18 protein-coding genes are annotated in these 17,731 nt (G+C 61.0%); 6 read left to right on the top strand and 12 right to left on the bottom strand.

Annotated elements, in window-relative coordinates; translation table 11 throughout:
* Window positions 1-103: 103 nt before the first annotated feature.
* Both LCM4573_RS01540 and LCM4573_RS01535 read left to right on the top strand, forming a co-directional pair.
* Complete coding sequence (locus LCM4573_RS01540; RefSeq protein ID WP_244505204.1) at window positions 104-565, top strand: putative toxin-antitoxin system toxin component, PIN family; 462 nt, start codon at window positions 104-106, stop codon at window positions 563-565.
* Window positions 562-843 carry a pilus assembly protein HicB gene (locus LCM4573_RS01535; RefSeq protein ID WP_071004075.1) on the top strand — a complete coding sequence of 94 codons (282 nt, stop codon included), beginning with the start codon at window positions 562-564 and terminating at the stop codon, window positions 841-843. Before LCM4573_RS01540 ends, LCM4573_RS01535 begins: the two co-directional genes overlap by 4 nt.
* Before the next feature lie 5 nt (window positions 844-848).
* Here LCM4573_RS01535 and ade read toward each other — a convergent pair whose 3' ends face one another.
* Complete coding sequence (gene ade / locus LCM4573_RS01530) at window positions 849-2,543, bottom strand: adenine deaminase (RefSeq protein WP_071005120.1); 1,695 nt, start codon at window positions 2,541-2,543, stop codon at window positions 849-851.
* Window positions 2,544-2,733: 190 nt separating this feature from the next.
* Here ade and LCM4573_RS01525 point away from each other — a divergent pair, with 190 nt between their 5' ends.
* Window positions 2,734-3,003, top strand: a complete 270-nt coding sequence (locus tag LCM4573_RS01525; RefSeq protein WP_071004074.1) for an energy transducer TonB — start codon at window positions 2,734-2,736, stop codon at window positions 3,001-3,003.
* Window positions 3,004-3,065: 62 nt separating this feature from the next.
* On the opposite strand, the gene LCM4573_RS01520 is transcribed toward LCM4573_RS01525, so the two are convergent.
* From LCM4573_RS01520 to LCM4573_RS01490, 7 genes are all read right to left on the bottom strand, one after another.
* Complete coding sequence (locus tag LCM4573_RS01520; protein ID WP_071004073.1) at window positions 3,066-4,172, bottom strand: ABC transporter substrate-binding protein; 1,107 nt, start codon at window positions 4,170-4,172, stop codon at window positions 3,066-3,068.
* A 263-nt stretch (window positions 4,173-4,435) separates the two neighbouring features.
* Window positions 4,436-5,764: an aspartate aminotransferase family protein gene (locus LCM4573_RS01515; RefSeq protein WP_071004072.1), complete on the bottom strand. Its 1,329-nt coding sequence runs from the start codon at window positions 5,762-5,764 to the stop codon at window positions 4,436-4,438.
* Window positions 5,765-6,011: 247 nt separating this feature from the next.
* A complete protein-coding gene (locus LCM4573_RS01510; RefSeq protein WP_046794376.1) occupies window positions 6,012-6,332 on the bottom strand; it encodes a helix-turn-helix transcriptional regulator in 321 nt (106 codons plus the stop codon).
* A 97-nt stretch (window positions 6,333-6,429) separates the two neighbouring features.
* A complete protein-coding gene (locus LCM4573_RS01505) occupies window positions 6,430-7,179 on the bottom strand; it encodes a HugZ family protein (protein ID WP_071004071.1) in 750 nt (249 codons plus the stop codon).
* A gap of 113 nt (window positions 7,180-7,292) precedes the next feature.
* Window positions 7,293-8,339: a choline ABC transporter ATP-binding protein gene (gene choV, locus LCM4573_RS01500; RefSeq protein WP_071004070.1), complete on the bottom strand. Its 1,047-nt coding sequence runs from the start codon at window positions 8,337-8,339 to the stop codon at window positions 7,293-7,295.
* Window positions 8,336-9,178, bottom strand: a complete 843-nt coding sequence (gene choW, locus LCM4573_RS01495; protein WP_071004069.1) for a choline ABC transporter permease subunit — start codon at window positions 9,176-9,178, stop codon at window positions 8,336-8,338. Before choW ends, choV begins: the two co-directional genes overlap by 4 nt.
* A 77-nt stretch (window positions 9,179-9,255) precedes the next feature.
* Window positions 9,256-10,209, bottom strand: coding sequence for a choline ABC transporter substrate-binding protein (locus tag LCM4573_RS01490; protein ID WP_071004068.1), 954 nt, complete (start codon window positions 10,207-10,209; stop codon window positions 9,256-9,258).
* 200 nt (window positions 10,210-10,409) lie between these two features.
* On the opposite strand from LCM4573_RS01490, the gene LCM4573_RS01485 reads away from it, so the two are divergent.
* The 3 genes from LCM4573_RS01485 (at window position 10,410) to LCM4573_RS01475 (ending at window position 13,152) form a co-directional block, all read left to right on the top strand.
* Window positions 10,410-10,991: a thymidine kinase gene (locus LCM4573_RS01485; RefSeq protein ID WP_071004067.1), complete on the top strand. Its 582-nt coding sequence runs from the start codon at window positions 10,410-10,412 to the stop codon at window positions 10,989-10,991.
* A 79-nt stretch (window positions 10,992-11,070) separates the two neighbouring features.
* Window positions 11,071-11,973, top strand: coding sequence for a hypothetical protein (locus tag LCM4573_RS01480; RefSeq protein WP_071004066.1), 903 nt, complete (start codon window positions 11,071-11,073; stop codon window positions 11,971-11,973).
* 27 nt (window positions 11,974-12,000) lie between these two features.
* The gene (locus tag LCM4573_RS01475; RefSeq protein ID WP_071004065.1) at window positions 12,001-13,152 is read left to right on the top strand and encodes a DUF2333 family protein; all 1,152 of its coding nucleotides are present in this window, start codon (window positions 12,001-12,003) and stop codon (window positions 13,150-13,152) included.
* 51 nt (window positions 13,153-13,203) lie between these two features.
* Here the strand turns inward: LCM4573_RS01475 and LCM4573_RS01470 are convergent, their stop codons facing one another.
* The 4 genes from LCM4573_RS01470 to LCM4573_RS01455 all read right to left on the bottom strand — a co-directional run bounded on the left by LCM4573_RS01470 (window position 13,204) and on the right by LCM4573_RS01455 (window position 17,645).
* Entirely contained in the window at window positions 13,204-13,593 is a 390-nt protein-coding gene (locus LCM4573_RS01470; protein WP_244505203.1) for a PAS domain-containing protein, read from the bottom strand.
* Window positions 13,594-13,713: 120 nt separating this feature from the next.
* Window positions 13,714-14,433 (bottom strand): LuxR family transcriptional regulator, encoded by a 720-nt coding sequence (locus LCM4573_RS01465; RefSeq protein ID WP_071004063.1) that lies wholly within the window; start codon window positions 14,431-14,433, stop codon window positions 13,714-13,716.
* A gap of 249 nt (window positions 14,434-14,682) precedes the next feature.
* Window positions 14,683-15,204, bottom strand: coding sequence for a TIGR00645 family protein (locus tag LCM4573_RS01460; protein ID WP_083347314.1), 522 nt, complete (start codon window positions 15,202-15,204; stop codon window positions 14,683-14,685).
* A 146-nt stretch (window positions 15,205-15,350) separates the two neighbouring features.
* The gene (locus tag LCM4573_RS01455) at window positions 15,351-17,645 is read right to left on the bottom strand and encodes a TonB-dependent hemoglobin/transferrin/lactoferrin family receptor (protein ID WP_071004062.1); all 2,295 of its coding nucleotides are present in this window, start codon (window positions 17,643-17,645) and stop codon (window positions 15,351-15,353) included.
* Between the last annotated feature and the right edge of the window lie 86 nt (window positions 17,646-17,731).

The following is a 17,731-nucleotide window of genomic DNA, read 5'->3' as shown; positions in this document are numbered from 1 at the left end:
TGCCCCACCCGGCCGTCATCTTCAAGGCCCAAGGGGGAGGTTTCGGGAGATTGGGCGGGTTTGGCTGCTTGGAGGCGATGTGTTCAAGAGCTGAGGAGCTGCATTGAAACATCCTATGGGATATATTATTCTTATCGAAATGAAGCGCGTGGTGCTCGATACGAATGTTTTGGCTGCTGCGTTTCGCAGTCGAACCGGTGCGTCTTTCGTCATCTTGCAGCAGATAGCCCTGAAACGGATTGTTCCGTTGGCAACGACGGCACTGTTCTTGGAATACGAAGCAGTGCTGAAGAGGGCAGAGCAGGTCGCGGTTCATCGTCTTCCGATGTCGAGGATCGATGACGCGCTTGAAGATATAGCTGCGTTATCGGAGGCAGTCGATCTATATTATAGATGGAGGCCGCAGCTTTCCGATCCGGAGGACGAACTGGTACTGGAAGCGGCGGTYAATGGTCGAGCCGATGCTTTGGTGACGCACAATATCCGAGATTTCGAGCCGGCGGCAAAACGTCTGCACGTTTGCGTTCTAAGGCCTGGAGAGCTATTGGAGCATCTGAAGACATGAGCAAGAACACTTATCCCCTGAAGCTTCCAGCCTCCATCAAGGAGGCTGYGGCCCGATTGGCGAAGGAARACGGCGTGTCGCTCAACCAATGGATCGCCTCGGCTGTGGCTCAGAAGGTGGGCGTCGTCGAGACTGCCGCCGAATTTCTGAAGCGGCGAGCGAATGGAGCAACGGGCGACCGGCTTCTCGAAATACTCGAGCAGGTTCCCGACAATCCGCCCATGGAAGGCGATGAGCTACCCGAGGGCTGGATGAAGGCGAAGGGCTATCGGAAGTAGTCCGCTCAAATCAGTTCGAAGCGATCGACATCCACCATGCCCCTGTCGGAAATCTTGAGGTGCGGGATCACGGGGAGCGGCAGGAAGGCGACCTGGAGGAAGGGTTCTTCGAGAGTCGTTCCAAGGGCATAGGCCGCCTTTCTCAAGTGATGCAGCGTATCGCGCACCACCTCATGAGGTTCGAGGCTCATGAGGCCGGCGACGGGAAGCGCGATCTCGCCCGTCACTTTTCCATCTTCCACCACTACGAAGCCGCCCTTGATTTCGCCAAGCCGGTTTGCGGCGAGCGCCATATCGTCCTCGTTGACGCCGACAACGCAGATATTGTGGCTGTCATGGCCGACGGTGGAGGCGATCGCGCCCTTCTTCAGCCCGAAGCCTTGAACGAAGCCGTTGGCATGATTGCCGTTCTTCCCGTGCCGCTCGATGACGGCGACCTTGATGATGTCGCGGGAAAGATCGATGCCAGTCTGGTTGCCGGAGGAGGGTAGGCGGTAGCGGCGATGCTCGGTAATGATCTTGCCGGGCATGACGCCGATCACCGGCGTTTCGCCCTCCGTCGCAGGCACGCCGAAATGCATGGCCTGGACGGGCCGAGCCTTGACGCTGTCGAGCCCGACCGGGGCGACCGGCTTGCGGGTGGCGAAGAGTTCGTCCGTCACCTTGCGGCCGGCGGAGAAGACGATTTCCGCCCGGCAGTTTTTGAGAGTGTCCACGACGACGAGATCGGCCCGCCAACCGGGGGCGACGAGGCCGCGGTCGCGCAAACCGAAGGCGCGGGCCGCGGAAATGGAGGCGGCGCGGTAGACGGCGAGCGGTTCGACGCCGTTCGCGATCGCGGTACGGATCATGTAGTCGAGATGGCCCTGTTCGGCGATGTCGAGCGGATTGCGGTCGTCGGTGCAGAGTGCGATAAAGGGCGATAGCCGCTCGGTGATGATCGGCATCAGGGCGTGGAGATCCTTCGATACGGAGCCCTCGCGCACCAGGATATGCATGCCCTTGCGGATCTTTTCGAGCGCTTCTTCCGCCGTCGTGCATTCATGCTCGGTGCGGATGCCGGCGGCGAGATAGCCGTTCAGGTGGTTGCCGCTGAGAAGCGGGGCGTGGCCGTCGATATGGTCGCCATAGAAGGCGTCGAGCTTGGCGAGGCAGACCGGGTCCTTGTGGATGACGCCGGGGAAATTCATGAACTCGGCAAGGCCGATGACCTTCGGATGATCGCGGTAGGGCAGGAGCTTTTCGATGGGCAGATCGGCGCCCGCCGTCTCCAGATGCGTTGCCGGCACGCAGGAGGAAAGCTGGACGCGGATGTCCATGATGGTTTCGAGCGAGGAATCGAGGAAGAATTCGATGCCCTCCGTGCCGAGCACATTGGCGATCTCATGCGGATCGCAGATCACCGTCGTGACGCCATAGGGGAGCACGCAGCGGTCGAATTCATGCGGGGTGACGAGCGAGCTTTCGATATGCAGATGCGTGTCGATGAAGCCCGGCACGACGATCCTGCCGGATATGTCGATCTCGGTCTTGCCGGAATAGCTGCCGCAGGTGCCGACAATGCATTCGCCCGAGATGGCGATGTCGGAAGCGACGAGTTCGCCGGTGACGAGATCGAAGAACTTGCCACCCTTCAGGACGATATCCGCCGGTTTGCGGCCGGTGCCCTGGTCTATGAGGGTTTCAAGTCGGGTATTCATGGCGTCTTTCCTGTTTTCGATTCTCCGCAGTCTAGGAAGGAAAGGACCGGAGTTGAAGATCAGCGATCGCTGATTTCCGAAGCCGGCGGCAACGGGCTTCAAGAATAATCAGAAGTTGCATCGGCGCATCTTCTCCACACCGCAGGACTTCGCTATGGCTTTTGGAAATTGGGCGCAGGGGGAAACTTTTATGAAAAATCTGGCCGCACTTGCCTTGGCGGTGCTTGTCTTGACCGGCTGCAACACAAGAAAGGACGCTATGGTGGCGCTCCATACGGACGCTCATGGAAAATTGAGCCGTGTCGTTATGGTGAGATCGACGGGCGACAAGACGGCGGACGAGGTCGTAAAAAGAGCCGCGATAAAAAGATTCCGGCAGCAGGCTCCCGAACCGAAGAAGAATGCGACTTACCGAGTGCCCGCAAAGGTCCAGATGCCGCCCGAGCCGTATTGGCAATGAGTGTTACCTGATCGCATCCGGAAGGCAGAACGGGCGCCCGAAGGCGCCCGTCGATGCTTGAACTATTCGAGGGAGACGATCTTGCCATCTTCCCACTTGAAGAGCGAGAAGGCGGGTGAGGAAAGGTCGCCGGTTTCGGCATAGGTGAGATCGCCGATCGAGGTCTTGATCGGCTCACCCGACTTCAGAGCCGTTGCGACGGCTTCCGAGTCATCCGCCTTGCCGGCCTTCTCGATGCCTGCCTTCAGCACTTCGACGGCTGCATAGGCATTGAGCGTGAAGGCTTCCGCCGGGATGTTGCGGGCGGCGAGGGCATCGACGGCGCCCTTGGAGGCCGGGTTCTTGGTGGCATCCGAAGCATTGGTGAAGATGGTTCCGGCTGCCGCATTGGTGCCGATGTTCCAGAATTCGGTGTTGGAGAGACCTTCACCGCCGATGATCGTCGCCTTCACGCCGAGATCGGAGAGCTGGCGGGCAAGCAGGCCGCCTTCGGGATGATAGCCGCCGAAGTAGACGATCTCGATGTTTTCGGATTTCAGACGGGTGGTGAGTGCGGTGTAATCCTTGTCGCCAACCGTCACGGCATCGTTGACCACTTCGGTCACGCCGCCCTCATTGAGAACCTTCTTGAAGGCATCGGCTAGGCCTTTGCCATAGGCGCCCTTGTCGTTGATGATCGCGACGCGCTTGTCCTTGAGGTTGTCCAGAACGTATTTCGCGGCGACTTCCGCCTGCTGGTCGTCGCGGCCGCAGGTGCGCAGCACATTGGCGAGGCCGCGGGTGGTGAGCGCAGGGGTGGTCGCGGTCGGCGTCACCATCAGCACGCCGTTTTCGGCGAAGACGTCGGAAGCCGGCATGGCGACGCCCGAAGTGACCGGGCCGACGACGAAGCGAACGCCTTCACCGACGAGCTGGTTTGCGGCCGAAACGCCCTGCTTGGGTTCGCCCGCGTCATCGGCAATCTTCAGCACGACCTGCTCGCCCAGAATGCCGCCATTCTTGTTGATTTCCGCGACGGCGGTTTCGGCGCCGTTCTTCACCTGATCGCCATAGGCGGCAACCGGTCCAGTCAGCGGTGCAACAAGGCCGATGACGATTTCGGCATGGGCAAGCGGTGCGAAAGCCAGCGAGGCGAGGGTCGTGGCTGCGAGAAGCGTCTTGAGACTCATTTCTGTCCTCCTTGGATGGGGTCCTTGACCCACCGGGTGTCCCGCTTTGAAAGAAATTCAGGCGATGCACCCTAAGTTCTTGTTTTTATGCATGAGATTGCCGGGCAACGATTTCCGTTTCCGTAACATGCCTCCGTCCGGCCAAGTTTGACTTCGAGCGGAACGAAACATTCTTAGGAACTTAGCTGCGATTCCGCAAGAAGTTCACCGAATGAGGCCCGTTTCTGCTAAATTTTGCAAAGAACGGGCCCCGAAAATACGATTCAAATGCTGTTCGTAAGAATTTCGCGCAGTTTCCCGAAAATTTCGTCGATATGGTGCTTCTCGACGATCAGCGGAGGCGACATGGCGATGGTGTCGCCCGTCGTGCGGATCAGCAATCCATCCTCATAGGCCTTGAGGAAAGCGGAGAAGGCGCGCTTGGTCGGCTCGCCGGCGATCGGGTCCAGCTCGATCGCGCCAATGAGGCCGATATTGCGGATGTCGATGACGTTCGGCACGTCCTTCAGAGAATGCAGGCCTTCTTCCCAATAGGGGGCGATTTCCTTGGCGCGCTCGAACAGCCCTTCTTCCTTGTAGGTCTCGAGCGTCGCGAGCCCTGCGGCGGACGCGATCGGATTGCCGGAATAGGTATAGCCGTGGAAGAACTCGATGAGATGTTCCGGGCCGTTCATGAAGGCGTCATGGATTTCGGAGGTGACGAGCACCGCGCCCATGGGGATCACGCCATTGGTGAGGCCCTTTGCGGTGGTCATGATATCGGGCGTCACGCCGAAATACTGCGCGGCGAAGGGTTCGCCCAGCCGGCCGAAGCCGGTGATGACCTCATCGAAGATCAGCAGAATGCCGTGCTTGGTGCAGATATCGCGCAGTTTCTGGAGGTAGCCCTTCGGCGGGATCAGCACGCCGGTCGAACCGGCAACCGGCTCTACGATGACGGCGGCGACGGTCGAGGGGTCGTGCAGCGTGACGATCCGCTCCAGTTCGGAGGCGAGATCTGCGCCATGCTCCGGCTCGCCGCGGGTGAAGGCGTTCTGGCCGGGAAGATGCGTGTGGGGCAGATGGTCGACGCCGGTCAGCAGCGTGCCGAACATCTTGCGGTTTGCAACGATGCCGCCGACGGAAATGCCGCCGAAATTGACGCCGTGATAGCCGCGCTCGCGGCCGATCAGACGGAAGCGGGAGCCGTTGCCCTTGGCCCGATGGTAGGCAAGTGCAACTTTCAGAGCCGTATCCACCGATTCCGAGCCGGAATTGGTGTAGAGCACGTGGTTGAGCCCTTCCGGCGCGATATCGACCAGGCGATTGGCAAGCTCGAAGGCTTTCGGATGGCCGAGCTGGAAGGCGGGCGCATAGTCGAGCTCGCCGGCCTGTTCGCGGATCGCCTCGGTGATCTTGGGGCGGCAGTGCCCGGCATTCACGCACCAGAGGCCGGCCGTCGCATCGAGCACCTGGCGGCCGTCATGGGTCGTATAGTGCATGTCCCTGGCGCTCACGAAGAGGCGCGGTTCCTTCTTGAACTGGCGATTTGCCGTAAACGGCATCCAGAACGCCCTCAGATCATTGGGCGTGGTGTTGAGGCGGTTGGACATGCTGTTCTCCGTAGCCCTTTCGGGGAGGGCATTTTCCCCATCAGCCGCTGCGCGCGGTTTTGACTATACGGTCAAATTATCAGCGGCTCTGGAGCCGTCAACCGGACAAATCGCGAAGTTTTCACGCGAGAAAGCGTCATGACGCCGCCCGGCGAATGATGAAGCGGGAGGGCAAAAAGCAACGGCCTCCGGCAACGCGTGCTGGAGGCCGTTTCACAGGATGGGCGCTTGCCTTACCAGACGGCGATCACGCCGCCTCGGATTTCTTCTGCTCAGGCGCGCAATAAATCTCTTCGAGCGTCCGAAGTATCTTCAACACCGGTTCCGATGAGCTGGAATAGTAGATGGTCTGGGCGTCACGCCGGGTCTTCACCAGCTTCTGCGCACGCAGCTTGGAAAGGTGCTGCGACAAGGCGGACTGGCTGAGGCCAACCCGTGTGGCCAGCGCGCCGACTGCAACTTCGCCCTGTACCAGGCAGCAGAGAATCATCAGCCTTTTCGGATTCGCCATAGCAGACAACAGGCCAGCAGCGGCCGTCGAATGCTCGGATAGTGTCATGGTGTCCATATGTTTGTTCTTCCCCTAGAAGCGGGCACCCGCTTCAAAAATCGCCCCAGCCTGAACGGGCAAAAAGTTAACAGGAGGCGGCTTGGGTTGTACATCCCTAATTTTCGGGTAATGGTATTACTTTAGCGACATTTGAAATACAATCAAAGACAATTCCTGGTGAAGCCGCGGGGGTTGCGAACTCGTGCCTGAAGTGAACATCGCCCCCGACGAGATCGACGCCGGACCGGTCCACACCCGCGAAGCGCCAGGGCCTTCCCTTTTCCGCTCCCCACTGTTCGGCCGCCAGTGCCGCCGCCTCCGTCATGTCCTTCAAACGGTCCTGCAATTCCAGCCATTCCCGGCCGTTTCCCGGCTCCTCGATCAGCAGATCGGAGCCCGACAGCGCATAGGCGCGCCCGAAACCGCCGTTCAAGGAAGCGGTCTGCGGAGGCAGGCGAAAGAAGCGGAAATCCGGAAAGTCCACATAGAGGGAGGCTTTCGGGTGCCTGCCCAGGAAACGCTGGCGGATGCGGGCATGATCCTCCGTGTCGCGCTCGACGGTCTCGGCTCGGCATTGAAGGGTGATTCTCGGGTGTGCCAGGGGATCACCCTTGCCGGGTTCCCCGGCCATGAGCGAGCAGCGCGGATCGGCGGCGAGTGCCTTGGTATGGCCGGAAAGCGCGGAAACCAGAATTACCGGCACGCCGTCGAAATCCGTGCCCGTCAGGGCGCGGCTGACGGAGGGAAAGCCGGTTTCGGGATCGATGACGCCAAGCGCCATGAAGCGGGCGCCGCGCACCAGCAGGCGGGCCAGGCGGCGGGCCTCGTCGTCGGTTTCGCGCAGGACCTGCGGTTTGTCTGCCATCAGTCGCTCCCTGAATATCGATCCCTGAATTAGTAGGGGCCGATCGCTCGACGCCTCTCGAGGGCGATGGATAGCACCCGCCGGGGCAGGGGGAAAGCCGAACGTCTTCGATCTCAGCGGCGTCGATGGCGGGTGAGGCCGGCGATGATCTCCTCGGCGGAAATCGTGCCCACGACGGAACCGTTATCGACCACGCCGACGGCGCCCGGTTGGCGCGAGAGCGCATCGAGGATATCGACGAGCGGTGTATCGCGCCGCGCGGTCGCGGTGACGCCGGCAGAGCCGGAGGCATTGGTGACGCCGGCGCGCATGACGTCTCCGGCAGTCAGCATGCTGATCGGGTTCATGTGCTGCACGAAATCGGCGACATACTGGTCGGCAGGCGCCCGGACGATCTCCTGCGGCGTGCCGCACTGGATGATGCGTCCGCTCTCCATGATGGCGATGCGGTTTCCGATTCGGAAGGCTTCGTCGAGATCGTGGCTGACGAAGAGGATCGTTTTCTTCAGACGCCGCTGGAACTCCAGAAGTTCATCCTGAAGACGGGTGCGGATGAGAGGGTCGAGTGCGGAGAAAGGCTCGTCCATGAGCAGAATGGGCGCGCCGGTGGCAAACGCGCGAGCAAGACCGACGCGCTGCTGCATGCCGCCCGAAAGCTCGCCCACCTTGCGGCCGGACCATTGCGTCAGGTTGACCAGCTCGAGCTGCTCTCCGACGCGCGTCTTCCGTTCCGCGTCGGAGACGCCCGCCAACTCAAGGCCGAAGCCGACGTTTTCCGCAACCGTGCGCCAGGGCAGGAGGCCGAACTGCTGGAACACCATGGAGACGGTGTGCATGCGCAGGTGGCGCAGCACCTTGGCGCTTGCCTTGTAGGGATCGACCGGGCCGGAGGGCGTCGCGACACTGACGCTGCCGCGAACGACCGGGGCGAGTCCGTTGACGGCGCGCAGGAGCGTCGACTTGCCGGAGCCGGAAAGGCCCATCAGCACCAGGATTTCACCCTCGCGGATGGAAAGCGAGGCATTCGCAACGCCGAGCACGATGCCGGTGGCGGCGCTGATCTCGTCACGGGTCTTGCCCTGGTCCACCAGCGGCAGAGCCTGTTCCGGGTTGTTGCCGAAGACAATATCGACATTGCCGAAGGTCACCGCGTCGCTCATGCGCCTTCTCCCTTCGATGTGCGGAACATCCGGTCGAGGATGATCGCCAGGATGACGATGCAGAGCCCCGCCTCGAAGCCGCGGGCGATGTTCACGGTGTTGAGCGCGCGCACCACGGGCACGCCGAGGCCGTTGGCGCCGACGAGCGCGGCGATGACCACCATGGACAGCGAGAGCATGATGGTCTGCGTCAGGCCGGCCATGATCTGCGGCATGGCATAGGGCAGTTCCACCTTCCGCAGCACCTGGCTAGGCGTGGCGCCGAAAGCGACCGCCGCCTCCGTCAGGGCCTCTGGCGTCGAGACGATGCCGAGCCGGGTAAGGCGGATCGGCGCGGCGATGGCGAAGATCGCTGTTGCGATCAGGCCAGGCACCATGCCGAGGCCGAAGAGGATGAGGGCGGGGATCAGGTAGACGAAGGTCGGAATCGTCTGCATGAGATCAAGGATCGGCCGCATGATCCCGTAGATCCATTCACGGCGGGCGGCGGCGATGCCGAGCGGAACGCCGACCGCCATGCAGACGGCGGTCGAGGCGAGAACCAGCGCCAGCGTCTCCGTCGTCTCCTTCCAGTAGCCCTGGTTGATGATGACGAGCAGGCCGAAGAAGGTGAAGAGCGCGGCGCCGATGGAGCGGCGCAGCAGCCAGGAGAGGCCGGTCATCAGCACCACGACGATCAGCGGGTGCGGGAACTGCAGGACGAAGAGCAGGCCATTGATGACGGCGGAGAGGACCGACGACAGCCAGTCGAAGAACCAGCCGCCGTTCGCCGTCAGCCAATCAACGAAGGATTTGGCCCAAGGCCCGATGGGAATGCGGTATTCGGTCAGCCAATTCACTGAAGACACGTCCGCTCAAGAAAGGAAGAAAGGGCGAGGGTCCGGGGCGGCGGACCGCCCCGGCATTCGAACGGCTGTCAGAGGCCGAGCTTCGACTTGACGGCGGCAAGACCATCCTGGCCGTCGCGGGTGGTGACGCCGGCAAGCCAGGGCTCGACCGCCGAACCGTTGGCCTTCAGCCATTCGGTGGCGGCTGCTTCCGGTTCCTTGCCGTCGTTCAGAATGCCGCCCATAATTTCGTTTTCCATGGGAAGCGAGAATTTCAGGTTCTTGATGAAGGTGCCGACATTCGGACACTCTTCGGTGTAGCCGGCGCGGACATTGGTATAGACCTCGGCGCCGCCGAAGTTCGGTCCGAAGACCTCATCACCGCCGGAAAGATAGGTGAGCTTGAAGTTGGCGTTCATCGGATGGGGTTCCCAGCCGAGGAAGACCACCGGTTCACCGCTCTTGTCGGCACGCGCCACCTGAGCCAGCATGCCCTGCTCGGAGGATTCCACGACTTCGAAATCGCCGAGATCGAACGTGCCTTTCTCCACCATGTCGAGAATCAGCCGGTTGCCGTCATTGCCGGGCTCGATGCCGTAGATCTTGCCGCCGAGTTCATCCTTGTGGGCGGCGATGTCCTTGAAGTCCTTGATGCCGAGTTCGGCGCCCTTGGCATTGGTGGCGAGCGTATATTTCGCGCCGACCAGATTGGGGCCGTAGGACTCGACGGACTTGTCGTCGAGATAGGGGCGCACATCCGCTTCCTGCGTCGGCATCCAGTTGCCGAGGAAGACGTCGATATCCTTGTTTTTCAGGGAGCTGTAGGTGACGGGGACGGAGAGAACCTTCACGTCGGTCTCATAGCCGAGAGCCTTCAGAAGCACCGTCGCCGTGGCCGTCGTCGCCGTGATATCGGTCCAGCCGACATCCGAGAACCGGACGGAGCCGCAGGCTTCCGGTTCCGCCGCAGACACAGAGCCACCCAGGGCCAGGGCGGAGACGGCGGCTGCGAGCGTGATCTTCAACGTTTTCGTCATGCGCATGATGCGGCTCCCTTTTTTTGTTCCCTGGCCATTATCAATATATGCTGAAATCAGGCAAGCGCGCGCATTCGCGGCGTGCGATCACCGCAATTTGCGACATTTTCGATGATCAGCCTTTTGGGGGGTGAGGTCGAGCGGAAATCTGTGGTTATCGCCACAGGCTTCTTTTCTCCCGCGTTCGGCCGTTTCAGAAGACGGACATGGCCAAGCTCTATTTTCACTACGCGACGATGAATGCAGGCAAGTCCACCATGCTCCTGCAGGCATCCTATAATTATCAGGAGCGCGGCATGCGCACCGCGATCTTCATCGCGGCTCTGGACGACCGCGCAGGCGCCGGCCGTGTCGCCTCGCGGATCGGGCTTTCCTCCGATGCCACTCCCTTCACGGCGGCCGACAACCTGTTCGAGATCATCGCCGGGATGCACAATGAGGAGCCGATCGCCTGCGTGTTCGTGGACGAGGCGCAGTTCCTGTCACCCGAACAGGTCTGGCAGCTCGCGCGAATCACGGATCGAATCGGCATACCGGTGATGGCCTACGGGCTCAGGACGGATTTCCAGGGGAAACTCTTTCCGGGCTCGCTGGAGCTGCTCGCGATCGCCGACGAGCTGCGCGAGGTGCGCACCATCTGCTTCTGCGGCCGCAAGGCCACGATGGTGGTGCGGGTCGACGAAGCCGGCGAGGTGGTGCGCGAGGGCGCCCAGGTCGAGGTGGGCGGCAACGAGAAATACGTCTCGCTCTGCCGGCGTCACTGGGAAGAGAAGATGCGCTGCGACTGAGCGGTTGGATTCAGCCGAAACGTCGTGGCAAATTCCCGAGACGGCTTTATCTATTCGCCGAGGGTGAGGAAGAGGATGCATGGCGAGGCAGCTGGCGGGCGATGTTGAGATCCAGGCTATCGGTGAGCTTCTGGCCGCAATGCGCGAGGCCGTGGAGCAATCCGCCGCGGCGTTCGCCAAGGCCGCGGACAAGTTCCGCATGACGAACGAGGCGATGCTTGACGCCGAAGAGAGCCGTATTGCCGAAATGCTGAAACATGAACGGGAAGCCGAAGCGCGGCTTGCCCGCTTCGCCGCCCGGCTTTCCCATATTCTGGACCGAAGCCTCGCGGCCTACGAAAATCGCGACACGCCGAACCGCTACGAATGGTATCTCGCAATCCTTTCCCCATCCGCCGCGCATCGCGCTCGGGAGACGCGTTGGCGGCGGCTTTCGCTGGATCACGGGATCGAGACATGCCTTGCTGATCTGGACATGCTCCTTGGGTTGGCCGGGGAGCATCGGCAATTCCTCATCGAGCGCCGGAAGGCTTCCGAGGCGGAACTGAACCGCTTCATCGACCAGCGCGGCGAAGCGCTGGAAGAACTGCTGCAGGCGGAAGGGGGTGACGCCCGCTCGGGGCCGCAGGCAGCCGCCGTGTTCTTCCGGTTCGCCGGGCTGTTCCAGAATTTCATCGACGCCCTGAACGAAAGCGTGGGCGCGGTCAATGCGCTCATCAACAAGCTTGTGATCGAAACGGAGCGCGCGCTGGTGCTTCGGGATGCCCTGCGGCCGGCTGCGAATCAGACCATGCCGTCTTCGAAAGAGGCTGCCAATGCGTGGCCGCATATCGCGCCGCTCGTGGCGCTTTCGGAAAAAGGCATGCTGTCGATCGGCGAGATCGAGCGGCGGCGCAACCTGATCGACCAGACGTTTCACAGCCGTTTCGATGCCCACCACGACAAGCTTAACTCGACAAGGGCGCAAAGGCCCATTACCTGAAGGTGCAGGACCAACCGGGGGCAATCCATGCTGGATTCGATAAAGCAGTTTTTCGGACGGGTTTTGCAGGCGATCGGGCGAGGGTTCGGGCTGCTGTTCGCGTGGCTCGGCTGGCCTTTCATGGCCGCGCATGGATGGTACGCCCGCCGCCACTGGATGGTGAAGGGGCCGATCCTGGCGGCGCTCGTGCTGCTTATCGGCCTTTATGGTTATTTCTTCGTCCAGACCCAGGTGTGGACGGGCTTCAATCCGAACTTCGTCGAGAGCTACCGCTTCTCGGAACGCACGGTGCCCGCCGGGCAGGAACTGACGACACCGGCTCCGGCAAGCCCGGACGCGCCGGCCGCCGCAACGCCTGCGGCACGGCAATGCCAATCATCCGGAATTGTGGACGTAGTGGCGGACCTCACCGACGTCAACGTCAACCAGAATGCCTGGATTTCCTCGATGCTGCTCTACCGGCTGGGCCTGTTCGGGATCGACTGGGACAATACGCCCTTCCTCGACAACAAGGCCTCCTTCCAGCGCGGCGTAAACCAGGTGGTGCGCCGCACCTCCGTGGAGCTCGTCGACACGCTGGGCCGAGTACGAGGCACTTCCGGGGTCAACAAGGACCTGCAGGATGCGCGCGGCAATCTGCAGTTCGACGAATATTCCTGGTATTTCGGGCTAGATCCGTTCGGGCCGAAGACGCCGACGCCGAGCTACTACCGCAGCGCCATCGAGCAGCTTCGCAAGTTCAACCGCGACCTCGCCACCTGCAATGCGACCTTCGACAGCCGGGCCGACAACCTCATCCAGTTCATCGACCGGATCGCCAACGATCTCGGCGGAACTTCGGCCATCCTGYGAGAGCGCTCCGAGCACTACAATGCCGGCTGGTTCGACACCCGCGCCGACGACCGCTTCTGGTTCGCCTACGGCCAGCTTTACGGGTATTACGCGGTGCTTTCAGCGGCGGGCGCCGATTTCAGCCAGGTCATTCGCGAGCGTAATCTCGGCCCGCTTTGGACCGAGACGCTGGCGCAGTTCCAGGCGGCGCTGCGCATCCAGCCGGCGATTATCTCGAACGGCCGGGAAGACGGCTGGATCATGCCGACGCATCTGGCCACGATGGGCTTCTACATCCTGCGCGCGCGGTCGAACTTGGTGGAAGTGCGCTCCGTCCTGGATCGATAGACTGGCGGAGCCGGGTTCGAAGTGCGTGTCGCATCCGGACCCGGCGCCCGCTCAATCATCCACCGGCGCGTCATCCAGGAAAAAACTGACCCCCGGCCGCCGCTCGAAGAATTCGTAGGTGATGCCGACGACCTCTCCGGCCGTGCCGGGCTTTTCGCGGAACTTGCCGACCGTGCGGACGTACTTGTATCCGTCCGCATTGTTCCTGACCCGGTAGATGTTGTGGTAGGTCAGCCGCCCGGCGCTCGCACGCTCGAAGGTTTCCATCAGGAGCGGCATGTCGTCTGGATGGATGCGGGCGCCGACGGCCACGAGATTCATCGGGCCGTCATGCGGATCGAGACCGAAGATATGGCTGACGTCCTCGGAGCCGAAGAGGTGGCCGCTATCGATATCGAAGCGCCAGAAGCCGAACGGCCGGAAGGCCGTGGCAAGTTCCACAACCTCCGCATCGCTCAAACCTACGGCTTCATTCTGTCTGTTCTTTGTTCCCCGGGTGAATTCAAGCCATAACGGCAATCGATATCTCCCCACTGGATGGGGATATACTGTCCCCAATCCTTATACGATCAGTTTCAACCTGATCGCCTTTGCTACCAATTGCGTGCGATTCACGCAATCCATCTTCTTGATCGCATTGGTCATATAGGCATTTACCGTATGGTCGGAGAGCGACAGGATGCGGCCGATCTCCACGGAGGTCTTTCCTTGCGCAGTCCAGCGGACGACTTCGAGTTCGCGGCTGCTCAACAGGCCCGAAACATTCGCGCGGCTGCTGCGGCGAATCCGGTCGAAAACGTCGAAGGCCTGCAGGGAGAGCATGGTGAGCTCGTTGATTTCCACCTGCCTCGGGAGGTGGCGCGACCCGGCGAAATGAAGCGCGAAGCGCTCGCCGTCCACCGAGGTCAGCCCCATTGCGAGATGAGTGGGCATGTGGAAGCGGCGCTGCAGCTCGACTATCGGCTCGGGAACGGCGAGATCATCGTTCTTCTCGTCGATCGACCAGCAGAAGGGGACGCCGGATTCTGTGAGCCTGCGCACCGCCGGCGACCGGCGCAGCAGGCGCTGGCGGTCGAATTCCTTCAGATAATCTTCCGGCAGGTTCGTCTCGATGAGCAGCGGAGACAACAGCATCTCATCACGGCGCGGCGCCTTGAATACCGTTACGTGATCGAACGAGAATTCAAAAGCTATCCGCTTCAAAGCAGCAAGTATGCCGACCCGGGAGTCGGCAGCGGAAATCTCGCTGCTGAGGATCGTCTGCCGTTCGAGGGATATCATCTAGCCTAAAACTGATATGCATTTATGTTATCCTTAACAAATATATCATTTGCCCCCGATAGCCAGCGGAATTTACCTTGGAGCTGCAGGCTCCACGAGATTGTGATAAATAATCACCTTTGAGCGGCCGCGGACAGGTTGGGGATCGTCCAGGTCGTCTTCCGTTTCATTCACCTTCGGAGGAGGCAGGAAGGCAAAAGAAAGCCCGGCATGGCCGGGCTTTGCAGCTTTTTTAGAAAGAATGCGAAGCTAGATCTTGCCGGCGTCCTTGCTACCCTTCGTCTTCGCCATGATCTGTTCCAGCCAGCCGAGCATGACGGCGGAAACCACGAAGGCGAGATGAATGATGGTGTACCACATCAGCTTCGCATCGCTGTACTGGTTGGCATTGAGGAAGATCTGCAGCAGGTGGATCGAGGAGATAGCAACGATCGAGGAGGCAACCTTGATCTTGAGGCTGCCGGCATCGAGCTTGCCGAGGAAGGAAACGTCCGCTTCCGTTTCATCGAAACGGCTGACGAAGTTCTCGTATCCCGAGATCATCACCATCACGATGAGGCTGGCCACCAGCGCGGCATCGATGAGGCCGAGCATGGCCAGGATCATGTCGGCCTCGTCGGCCGTGAAGACATTTTGCGCCACCTTCACGAATTTCAGCGCGAAGGACAGCGCATAGACGGCCAGCGCCGCCACCAGGCCGAGATAGAAGGCGACAAGAATCCAGCGGCTTGAAAGAATGATCTTCTCGATCAGCAGTTCCAGCGATTTCATGGATTTTCCCTTGTTGACGTCATCCAACCCTCTTTTCGGGGCCGCAGCCTCTTAATCGCCGATCGTGACGGGGGCAAGACGCTGTCGGCAACGCAAAACGCCGCATCGGAGGAGATGCGGCGTTCGGCTTTGTACGAAGAGGATGCTTAGAACTTCTTTGTGATGGACACGCGGAAGGAGCGTCCGGCTTCGCTGTAGAAATCGCGGCTTGCAAGCGAGGTGCCGTCCGGCACGCTGACGGCGTCCCAATACTTCTTGTCGAAGATGTTGAAGACGCCGGCCTGGATCTTGAGGCCGGAGACGTCGATATCGCCGATCCGTTCGGGCGCCCACCAGATGGTGGCGTCGACGATGCCGTAGCCGGGAGCCTTGAAGCCCGTGCCGCTCACCTTGTTTCGGGCGCCCGCCATGGTCAGCGATACGTCGGTTCCCCAGGTCTCGGTGAAATAGCCTAGCCCGACGATGGCACGCAGCGGCGCCACGGAGTTCAGATATTCATCCGTATCCGTGTTCTTGCCATGGGTCCAGGCGAGCGAACCCCAGGTGCGCCAATTCTCCTGGAAACGCCACTCGCCGCTGAGTTCGATGCCATAGATCTGCACGCGATCGAGATTGTCGTAACCGGTCACGCCGCCGATCGGATATTCGCCGCCGGGAGGAGCGAGCATCACCGTGTCGATGAAGTTGCGGTAGTAGTTGTTGAAGACAGTGGCCGAGACGGCATAGTCGGTCGCCGCATAGCGCGCGCCGATTTCAAAGCCGTTGCTGGTCTCGGTCTCAAGCTCCGGATTGCCGACACGGGCGTAGGAACCCGGTGCGCCGTAGTTCTGGTAAAGTTCCAGCACGGTCGGTGCGCGGAAGCCCCGTGCGTATTGGGCGTAGAGCTCCAGTTCAGGGGTTGCCTTCCACGAGGCGCGAAGCTTGGGGGAGACGCCGAAATCGTCGGTCGACTGCAGGTAGGCGGTATCGAAGTTCGGGCTGTCCTCGTAGGCGGCCGTGGATTTCGGATCGTGCTTATACCAATCGAAGCGGACGCCGGGAGTGATCGTCAGGCGATCATCCATGAACTTGATGTCGTCTTCCACATAGAAGCCGAAGGCAACGCTATCGACATCCGGCATGTCGGATGCGTTCGAATGCAGCATGCGGCAGGCTTGCGGACCGAAAGGCATCGGAATGGTCGACCAGTCGACATCCGGGCAATTATCCTGCCCCCAGGAATATTGGTGGGTGTCCTGCCAGTAAAGCTCGCCGCCGAAGCGGAATTCGTGCGCAACGCCGCCAAGCTCGACTTCCTTGGAAGCGTTACCGGTGATGCCGTAGGAGGTTTGTTCCAGCATGTTGTCGCGTTTGTAAACGCCGGTGGGTAGCAGGTAGTAGAGGGCCGCCGCGCGTGGAATGCGCGCGTATGCCGGGTTGGCCAGGCGGAAACCGTCGGTCGTGTTGTTCAGGCGCTCCTTCTGCCAATAGGCGGTGATGCTTGCCTGATCGACCCAATCGGTGCCATCCGGCGAGATGAAGTCATAGGAGCCGGAAATGCGCTTGCGGTTGACGTCTTCGCCGCTTTTGAGAGAGCCGGCCCGATAGCTGCTCGTCGAGCCGCGCATGTTGTCGATGTCTTCATCGCGATCGTACATTTCGCCGGTAAGGCCGAAGCGGTGACCGCCTTCGAGGTATTGGTGGAATTTGACGAGCAGATTCTTCTGTACGAAATCGGCGGGGTTGGCTTCCGTTCGGGTCGCACCGTAACCGCCAATCTCGCCCTTGTTGTCCATCTCGTGGCCCTTCTTGTAGCCGCCCTGGACGAGGAGCCAGCTATCGTTGAAGTGACCGGCGACCGCAGCATTGCCGCCCACACTCTGGTCGGCGCTGTCATAGGTCGTCTTGGCCAGCGCGCCATAGGATTTGCCGTCTTCGATCAGGTCTTCCGGATTGAGCGTGCGCAATTCGACGACGCCGCCGAGCGCGCCGGAACCGAAGCGGCTGGAATCGGCGCCCTTGGTGATGTCCACCGCCGAGAGACTATCGAAATCGAACGAGTTTACGCCGCCTTGAGCGCTGCTACGCGGATCCGTCAGCCAAGGGAGACGGATTCCGTCGATGGTGGTCAGAACCCGGTTGTCCTGCAGGCCGCGGATGTTGATGCTGTTGGTGTTGTTGTTGAAGTTCACACCGGCATCGACGCGCCGGGCGAAATCCTTGAAGTCCGTGACCATGCGCTGCTCGAGCTTTGGGCGCTCGGTCGTCTGGGTCTGCGGCGCGGCCGCGACGCGGCCCTGCTTCGCTGCCTGGACAGTGATCGTTTCGAGAACAGTACCCTGAGCAGCGGGTGCCTCGTTCGTGGTTGCCTGTTGCGCGATGGCGGAACCCGAGACGGATAGCAGGACGACAACAGCCGTTCCGTTCAGCAGGCGCGCGCGCGGTGATAATCCCCAGCCCATTAGACCCTCAAATTCAATGGATAGTGCCAGCTTCGCAGGATGCCGCATGGCACGCAGTTTCGACTGTCTTTCCGCTGAAGCGGGAG

Origin of the sequence: Rhizobium sp. LCM 4573, from assembly GCF_001854865.1 — a bacterium.
GTDB lineage: Bacteria > Pseudomonadota > Alphaproteobacteria > Rhizobiales > Rhizobiaceae > Neorhizobium.
The sequence above is the reverse complement of the archived record's forward strand: the minus strand, read 5'-3'. Positions and strand labels throughout refer to the sequence as shown.